A 7,487-nucleotide genomic window follows, 5' to 3' on the forward strand; every position below is an offset into this window, starting at 1 on the left:
TCGAAGTTGCGGTACACCGCCGCGAGATTCGCGAAGGGCGGCGATTGCGCGAACAACTGGAAGGTCAGCCTGTGGCCGGCATAGTCGGAGTTCAGCAGGTCGCGGGCGAATGCCAGCAGCCGCCGCCGGTCCTCGGCCTGCCACGTGTCGTTGATGGTATAGAATTTCTCCATCCACGGCGCCGTCTCGGGGTTCTGGAACGTCGCATGGTCGGGGGTGACGCAGATCTGCCCGCCGCACAGTTCGCGCGCCAGGTGCATCATGTTGTGCAGCTGCGATGACGCCAGCACGCGGCCGGTGAACAGCAAGGACTGGTCGGGCATCAGCAGGCCGGCCGGGCTGGGCTTGGCCATCGCGATCGCGGCCGTCAGGTGGGCATTGATGCCTTCCCGATAGCAGGCGAGCGTCGACAGCTTCTCCTGCACCGCCTGCTGGTGCTCCAGCCCGGTCTGCCGCGCGTTGAACAGGGCGGCGCCGATCATCAGATCGGCCATGCGGATGTTCCGCTGCACATAGGCGAAGGCGCTGTAGCGGTGCAGCGTCGCGCGGATGAAGGTCGCCGCCTTGGTGTGGCGGTAGAACAGCACGTCCTCCCACGGGATCAGCACGTTGTCGAAGATCAGCAGCGTGTCGATCTCATCGAACCGGTTCGACAGCGGGTAGTCCTCGACCGGCGCGCGGCCGGCGAAACCGGTGCGGCAGATGAACTTCAGGTTCGGCGCGCCCAGGTTGCAGATGAAACCGACCGCGTAGTCCGAAAGCTGCGAGTCGCCCCAGTTCGCGATCGTCGGCTTGGTGAAGGCCTGGTTCGCGTAGGCCGCCGCGGTCTCGTATTTCGCGCCGCGGACGATGATGCCGGCGTCCGTCTCCTTGACGACGTGCAGCAGCATGTCGGGGTCCTGGTCCTGCGGGCGCTTGGACCGGTCGCCTTTGGGATCGGTGTTGGCCGAGACGTGGAACGGGTCTTCCTTGACGACCCGGGCGACATGGTTGCGGATGTTGGTGGAGAACTGGGGATTGACCTCGTTCAGCACGTCCTGGCCGTCGTACAGCGACCACATCTCGCCGACCGTTTCGTCGCCGACACGCGTGACGACGCCGCCGACCTCATCCAGCACGGCGTCGACGGCTGTGCGCTTGTCGTGCCAGTCCTGCCGGGTCAGCGGCAGCTTCGCGCCCACGGAACAGACGTCGCCCGCTTCGTCCCGATAGGTCATCGTCGGGGCGTGCCCGGCTTCGTGCGCCATGTCTTCGTGCGCCATGTCTTCGTGCGCCATGTCGTAGATGCGCGCGCGAATATCGACCAGCGGCTTGAACATCGGATGGGTCGTGACGTCGGCGACACGGTCTCCGTTGATCCAGACCTGGCGGCCGTCGCGGATCGAGTCCCTGTATTGCTGGCCGGTGCGAATCATGCGGGCGCTTTCGGTTCCTGGTTGGGGCGCGGTTGCCGGGGATGCAAGAACCGTGACACGTCAGGCGGCTTCTTGCACGGTCGGTACGCCATCCGACACGGTGGTGCGGTGCATGTCCCGCACCTGGGTCTCATCGTAAGCCCGGGCGCGGTGCATGGTGCAGCGGTTGTCCCACATCACCAGGTCGCCGACCGTCCAGCGATGCGAGTAAACGAATTGCGGCTGGGTGGCGTGCTCGTTCAGGTCGAGCAGCAGCATCAGCGCCTCGGGGGCCGGCATGCCGCGGATGCGCCCGGCGTGGGACGACAGGTAGAGCGATTTCCGCCCGGAACCCGGATGGGTGCGGACCAGCACCTGCGGCACGGGGGCCATCTTCGCCCGTTCCTCCTCCGACCAGTCGGTGAAGCCGATGCGCGCGCGGGAGAACAGTTGCGTGTGCTCGCAGACCAGGCCTTCGAGTTGCGCCTTCATCTTGTCCGGCAGCGCGTCCCAGGCGGCGCGCATGTCGGCGAACTGCGTCTCCCCGCCTTCCGAGGGGATGACGCGGGCGGACAGCAGGGAATAGCGGGCCGGGACGCGCTTGAAGCTGCTGTCGGAATGCCACAGGCGGTTGCCCAGTGCATTCAGCCGCAGCCGATCGTCGTTCGTGCGCACCTGGTTGTTGTGATCCAGGTTGGAGATATCCGCGATCCGCAAGTCCAGCCGCGGCACGAAATCGGACCGATACGCTCGGACAGTCGTTTCAAGCGTACCGAACCGTGCGCTGAACTCCAGTTGCTGCGCATCCGTGATGGACTGTCCGGGGAATACCAGTACGGCATGCCGGTTGATGGCGTCCTCGATCGCGGCGATCGTTGCGTCCGGCTGCGGTTCGCGCAGGTCCAGCCCGGTGACGCGGGCGCCGATGGCCGGATGCAGGGCTTCGACGGTGATCGACATGGGCAGCTCCCTCCTGTTCTTGGCCATCAGGCTAGAGCAGTTCGGTCCGGACTGGAATGCGGGACGGGTCAGGCCACGCTCTCCCGCGCTGCCCAGCGGTTCACCGGCTTCGGCAGGCCCAGGTTGTCGCGCAAGGTGGTGCCTTCATAGTCGGTACGGAACAACCCGCGCTCCTGCAGTTCGGGGACGACATGGTCGATGAAGTCCTTGAGTCCGCCGGGGACATGGGACGGTTGGATCAGGAACCCGTCGACGCCGCGATTGAGGAACCATTCCGCCATGTTGTCGGCGATCTGGCTGCCGCTGCCGACCAGCGTGCGCTGCCCGCGGGCACCGGCGAAGCGCATATAGAGCTGGCGGATGGTCAGGTTTTCCTCTTTCGCCCAGCGCGTGACGTTGCGGAAGGCGGAGGTGCTGCCTTTCGGGACGATGTCGTAAACGTCGGGCGGCAAGGGGCCGTCGGGGTCAAGGCCTTCCAGGTCGAAGCCGGCCAGGGCGTTGGACAGCACCTCCAGCCCCACCGCGTGATGGATCAGGGACTGCAGGTAGGCATGCTTCTCCCTGGCTTCCTTCTCGGTGCGGCCGGCGATCGCGTTCAGCCCGGGCATCACCTTCAGATGGTCGGGGTCGCGACCGTATTTGGGCATCCGTCCCTTCAAGTCGGCATAGAAGGCCTGCGCGCCCTCCAGCGTGTAGCCGGCGACGAAGACGCCTTCGGCGGTGCGGGCGGCAAGCTCCTTGCCCGGCTCCGACGCGCCGGCCTGGAAGATCACCGGGTGGCCTTGCGGGGAGCGGGCGACGTTCAGCGGGCCGCGGACGGAGAAATGCTCGCCCTTGTGGTTCAGCGCATGCAGCTTGGCCGGGTCGTAATAGCGTCCGGTGGAGCGGTCGCGGATGAACGCATCGTCCTCCCAGCTATCCCACAGGCCCTTGACCACGTCGAAGAACTCTTCCGCGCGGTCGTAGCGCTCCCCGTGTTCGTAATGCGCTTCCCGCCCGAAATTGAACGCCTCCGACAAATTCGCCGACGTCACCACGTTCCATCCCGCCCGACCGCCCGATATCAGATCCAGCGAGGCGAATTTGCGGGCGACGTTGTACGGCTCGTTATAGGAGGTCGTCGCGGTTGAAACCACGCCGATATGCTCCGTGACCGCAGCGACGCCGGACAGCAGGGTCACCGGCTCGAAATACGCCATGTATTGCGGCCAGCGGCTCAGCGCCTCCTGCTTGCCGTCGCGCACGGCGACGGCGTCGGCCAGGAACATCATGTCGAACTTGGCGGCCTCCGCCATCTGCGCGAGCTGGCAGTAATGGCGGAAGTTCTGGCCGGCATCGATCTGCGCCTCGGGATGCAGCCATGCGGCGATGTGGTTGCCGGTCGGGTGGATGAAGGCGCCGAGGTGCATCTTGCCCCGGGACGGATCGATCGCCATCGGCTCAGCCCCCGATCTGCCATTCCTTGAAGCGCTGTACGGTCTTGTCCAGGTTCGCCGCCCACCAGGCGTCGGACTTGATGAACACCTTGTCCTTCAACGCCGGATTGGTCGGCAGGATGTCGTAAATGTCCTTGGGAAGCTGGGGCAGGGCGGCGGTATTCGGGATCGCATAGGCGGTCGCCTTCATGTATTCGACGTCGCCCTTCACGTCGGTCAGCATGTAGTTCAGGAACTTGAACGCCTCGGTCTTGTTCGCCGATGCCGCGCTGACGCAATAATAGTTGCCGCTGACACCGGCATAATCCGGCGTGAATCCCAGGCTGGCACCGGCCTTGTCCGCCAGCAGCACGCGGCCGTGGAACGCGGTGGCCAGCGACACCGCACCCGAGGTCAGCTGCTGGATCGGCTCCTGGTTCGTGTTGTACCAGACGATGTTGTCGCGCCCCAGCTTGTCGAGGCTTTTCAACGCGCGTTCGACATCCAGCGGAAACAGCTTGTGCAGCGGCACGCCGTCGGCAAGCAGCGCAAGCTCCAGCGTGCTGCCGTCCGAGATATTGGCGTCCATCGACCGCTTGCCGGGCCAGCGCTTGGTATCCCAGAACTCGGCCCAGGTCTTCGGCGCCTTGTCGTCGGGGATCTTCTTGCGGTCCCAGCACATCACGAACAGGAACAGGCTGAACTTGATGCCGTATTTCTCCTTGTATTCCGGCGGCACGTGGGAGGCGTCGATGATCGAGTAGTCATAGGGAACGATCAGCTTCTCCTTCGCCGCCTGGACGATCTCCGACCCCGTCAGGTTGATGATGTCCCATTGCGCCGGGCCGCCGGACATCGTCTGCAATTTTGCCAGGGCCAGCGAGGTGCCGGCGCCGAACGTCACCTTGATGCCGGTTTCCTTGGCGAAGGGTTCGGCGAAGAATTTCGTCAACTGATCGTTCACGACGCCGCCATAGGCCGCGACATTGATCGCTTTGCCGTCGGCCAGGGCCGGACGGCGCAGGACCGCGGGGGCGGCAAGGGCCAGAGCCGAGGCTTTCAGCAATTGGCGTCGTTTCGGAAGATGCATGGCACGGCCTTTCGATTCAGGTGGGTGCTTCAGATAGGCGCCTCTAATCAGGTCCCTCTAATCAGGCCCCTCTAATCAGGCCCCTCTGGGGCGAGCAATTGCGCGTCGTCGGTGTCCCATCCGATCCGGACGGTCTCGGACCGTTGCGGATCCAGGCTGCTGACGATCAGCGCCTGTCCCAGCGCCCGGACGGTCGATCGGGCATGGCGGCCCAGGAAGACATGGCCGCCGACCACCCCGTCCGTGCTGTGGTCGGACGACGCGCCATCCCCCAGGAACCGGAGACGTTCGGGACGGATGGAAACGAAACCGCTTGCGCCGGAGGCCGGGGGCCGTCCGCCGCGCGGCATCCTGGCGCGGCCTGTCGTGCCGTCTTCGAAGCGGACGACGGCATGACCGTTCTCGACGCCTCGCACGACGACGGGCAGCAGGTTGGTCTCGCCCAGGAAACCGGCGACGAAGGCCGTGTTCGGGTGCTGATAGACCTCTGCCGGCGTGCCGATCTGCACGACCTGGCCGTCAGCCATCACGGCGATCTGGTCGGACATCGTCATCGCCTCGTCCTGGTCATGCGTGACGAACAGGATGGAGATGCCGACGCGGCGCTGGATGTCCTTGATCTCGGCCTGCAACTGTTCGCGCAGCTTGCGGTCCAGCGCGCCCAGCGGCTCATCCAACAGCAGCGCGTCCGGCTCGAACACCAGCGCGCGGGCCAGCGCCACGCGCTGCTGCTGGCCGCCCGACAGTTCGCGCGGGCGGCGATGGGCGAAGGCGGCGAGGCCGACGCGGTCCAGCATCGCCATCGCCTGCCGCCGGCGATCGCCGCGGCCGACCTTGCGCATGCGCAGCGCGAATTCGACATTGTCCAGCACCGACATATGCGGGAACAGCGCGTAGCCCTGGAAGACGACGCCGAAGTTGCGCTTCTCCGCCGGCAGGCCGGCCACGTCGCGGCCGCCGACGCGGATCTCGCCCTCGGTCGGCGCCTCGAATCCCGCCACCATCATCAACGTCGACGTCTTGCCCGACCCGCTGGGACCCAACAGGGTCAGAAAGGCGCCGGGCTCGAGGGTGAAGTTGACGTCGCGGACGGCGAAGACGTCCGGCGTATAGGACTTCCACACATGGCGGACATCCAGCAGGCGGCCGGAGACATTCATGCCCGAAACGTTCATGCCCGAAACGTTCATGCCGGCCTCCGCCGCGCGAGCAGGCCTTGCGCCACCAGCGCCAACGTCGCCAGCAGGATGAACAGGGAGGCGCTGGCGGCGATCTTCGGCGTCAGCTCGAACTGGATCGCGGTGAACATCCGGACCGGCAGCGTGACGGTGTCGGGCCCTTGCAGGAACAGGGCGACCACCACCTCGTCGAACGAAACGGCGAAGCCCATGACGCAGCCGCTCAGCACGCCCGGCCGGATCGCCGGCCAGATCACATGGCGGAACACCGGCCAGCGCCCCGCGCCCAGCGAGCGCGCCGACCGCACCAGTGCCGGATTCAGCTCGGCCGTCAGGCTGGTCTGCGCGGAGATGAAGACATAGGGCGTGACCAGCAGCGCGTGCACCAATCCGATGCCGGGCCAGGTGCCGACCAGGCGCAGCGGCGCGAACACCAGGTAGGACCCCAGCGCGAGGACGATCAGCGGGATGACGATCGGCGCCAGGACCAGGCCGGTCAGCAGCGACTTTCCGGCGAACGTCTTGCCGTGCAGCGCCAGCGCCGCGCAGGTCCCCGTGACGCCGCCGACCAGCACCGCGAAGGCCGAGACCTGGAACGACACCAGGGTCGAGCGCATCCATTGCGGGTCCGACAGATAGTCGGTGAAGGCGTGGATCGAGATCCATTGCGGCGGAAACTGGATCAACTGCCCTTTGGTCAGCGCCATCGGGATGATGATCAGCGACGGCAGCAGCAGGAAGAAGACGATCGGCGCGACGGCGAGCGTCAGGCCAAGGCTACGCGGCGCCATGGACGCCCTCCCGCGGCAGGAACCGGCGCAGCGCCACCAGCGGCAGCACCGCCAGCAGGATCATCACCGCCAGGGCGGCGGCCTTGCCGAAATCGACCGAGACGTGGACGTAATAATCGACCAGGTTCGCGACCATCATGTCCGACGGCGCGCCCAGGATGACCGGGGTGACGAAGAAGCCGCAGCAGATGATGAAGACCAGCAGCGCCGCACTGCCGACTCCGGGCAGCGTCAGTGGCAGCACGATCCGCCAGACCACGGCCGGCGTATGCGCGCCGAGGCTGCGCGCGGCCTGTTCGAGACGCCGGTCGATCGACAGCATCGCGGTGTAGATCGGGAAGACGGCGTAGGGCAGGACGTAGTGCACCATGCCGATGACGACCGCGAGCCGGTTGTGCAGCAGCGTGACCGGGGCGTCGGCCAGGCCCAGCGCCATCAGCACGCTGTTGATGGCGCCGTTGTCCTGCAGCAGCGACGCCCATGCGAAATTCTTGATCAGCACGCCTGTCCAGAATGGCAGCAGGATGACCGCCATCAGGCCACGCCGACCGCCCGGGCTGGCGCGCCAGAGCGCCGCGGCGAGGACGTAGCCGAGCAGGAGGGCGATCGTTGTCGTCAGTATACTGATGATCAGGGTGTTCAAAACCACCCGGTTGAGC

The 7,487-nt window shown here is 66.1% G+C and carries 7 protein-coding genes; all 7 read right to left on the reverse strand.

Going from position 1 to position 7,487, the window contains the following annotated elements; all coding sequences use genetic code 11:
- Nucleotides 1-1,415: 4-hydroxyphenylacetate 3-hydroxylase family protein (locus VHB27_RS23655; protein ID WP_325605264.1), on the reverse strand; the 1,415-nt coding region annotated here is incomplete at its 3' end.
- Between the two features lie 60 nt (nucleotides 1,416-1,475).
- Complete coding sequence (locus VHB27_RS23660; RefSeq protein WP_325605266.1) at nucleotides 1,476-2,354, reverse strand: TauD/TfdA dioxygenase family protein; 879 nt, start codon at nucleotides 2,352-2,354, stop codon at nucleotides 1,476-1,478.
- Nucleotides 2,355-2,422: 68 nt separating this feature from the next.
- Complete coding sequence (locus VHB27_RS23665; RefSeq protein WP_325605268.1) at nucleotides 2,423-3,790, reverse strand: LLM class flavin-dependent oxidoreductase; 1,368 nt, start codon at nucleotides 3,788-3,790, stop codon at nucleotides 2,423-2,425.
- A 4-nt stretch (nucleotides 3,791-3,794) separates the two neighbouring features.
- Entirely contained in the window at nucleotides 3,795-4,859 is a 1,065-nt protein-coding gene (locus tag VHB27_RS23670) for an extracellular solute-binding protein (protein ID WP_325605270.1), read from the reverse strand.
- Between the two features lie 71 nt (nucleotides 4,860-4,930).
- On the reverse strand, nucleotides 4,931-6,049 hold the full coding sequence (locus tag VHB27_RS23675; RefSeq protein ID WP_325605271.1) for an ABC transporter ATP-binding protein: 1,119 nt from the start codon (nucleotides 6,047-6,049) through the stop codon (nucleotides 4,931-4,933).
- Nucleotides 6,046-6,828 (reverse strand): ABC transporter permease, encoded by a 783-nt coding sequence (locus VHB27_RS23680; protein ID WP_325605274.1) that lies wholly within the window; start codon nucleotides 6,826-6,828, stop codon nucleotides 6,046-6,048. Before VHB27_RS23680 ends, VHB27_RS23675 begins: the two co-directional genes overlap by 4 nt.
- On the reverse strand, nucleotides 6,815-7,487 hold a 673-nt coding region (locus VHB27_RS23685), incomplete at its 5' end, for an ABC transporter permease (RefSeq protein WP_325605276.1). The genes VHB27_RS23685 and VHB27_RS23680, both read right to left, overlap by 14 nt.

Source organism: Rhodopila sp., from assembly GCF_035548235.1.
Classification (GTDB): domain Bacteria; phylum Pseudomonadota; class Alphaproteobacteria; order Acetobacterales; family Acetobacteraceae; genus Rhodopila.